The 919-nt window shown below is 64.0% G+C and carries 1 tRNA gene and 1 pseudogene; one reads left to right on the top strand and one right to left on the bottom strand.

The window, feature by feature from the left end:
• Nucleotides 1–265: pseudogene (locus G4D87_RS38205) on the bottom strand (RsmB/NOP family class I SAM-dependent RNA methyltransferase); the annotation flags it as partial.
• A 138-nt stretch (nt 266–403) separates the two neighbouring features.
• Here G4D87_RS38205 and G4D87_RS38200 point away from each other — a divergent pair.
• Nucleotides 404–476: transfer RNA gene (locus tag G4D87_RS38200), tRNA-Asn, on the top strand.
• Nucleotides 477–919 lie beyond the last annotated feature (443 nt).

Here is a 919-nt window from a genome sequence, read left to right as displayed (position 1 = left end):
CCCTCAGCCCGGCCAGGGAGGCGGCTGCCGCGGCTGGGACGCCAGCGAGGCCGTGTAGCAGGGCGTGGAGGAGGGTTGCAGGCGCGGCGTCCTCCCGGCCCAGGAGGAAGCCCAGGCGCCGCCGCCAGAGCCCGACGTTGAAAACGGCCTCCTTGAGGGCCTGGCGCTGCTCGCGGGTCAGGGAGCGGTGGTCACGCAGAGTGCGGTCGAGCACGCGCTCAGCGGCGGAGCCGGCGAGCACCTGGGCGATGGAGTCGGCCGCCATGGGGCCCAGGCCGGCGAGTGCGGACCAGGGCTGGAGGCGAAGCCGGGAGAGCGGATCAAAAGGGACTGTTGACAGAGCGGGCACCATTCTCTAGAAAGCGCCTCATCACGGCAACGCGGTTCCGCCGGGACGACATATTCCCCGATAGCTCAGCCGGTAGAGCGGGTGACTGTTAATCACTAGGTCCGAGGTTCGAGTCCTCGTCGGGGAGCTACTTGAAGGGCCCTACCAACCGGTAGGGCCCTTTTTGTTTAACACGGGCCTCGCGATGACATCGCGGGGCCTTCGTGCTTAAGCCCCTGAATCCCAAGGGATTTTGGCTCGCGGTGCTGAAGAGGGCGCTCTCGGCCCTCTACCCCGCCGAGCAAGACGCCCCCTCTTCTCCGCCGCCAACTGGGCTCTCTGGAACGCTCTTTCACCCGTTTTGGGGAGAGAGCGGTCGAGAGTGGTTAACAGTTTTGTTAACCACCGCGGGCAGCCGATTCTGACAATCCAGGGCTTTCGATGCCGTACCTTCCGGGGTTACTTTGTTTCCCTCTTTCAGAATGACGAATCGGGCCACCTGTTAACCGAGAGAGCGAAAAACGGCTCGCCGTTACTCGGTATTCTCGATTTCGTCGTGCGGCGAAGACTCTCAGAGACGACTCTCAGAAC

This window comes from Myxococcus vastator, from assembly GCF_010894475.1.
Classification (GTDB): Bacteria; Myxococcota; Myxococcia; order Myxococcales; family Myxococcaceae; genus Myxococcus; species Myxococcus vastator.
This window is presented reverse-complemented; position numbering and strand designations above follow the sequence as displayed.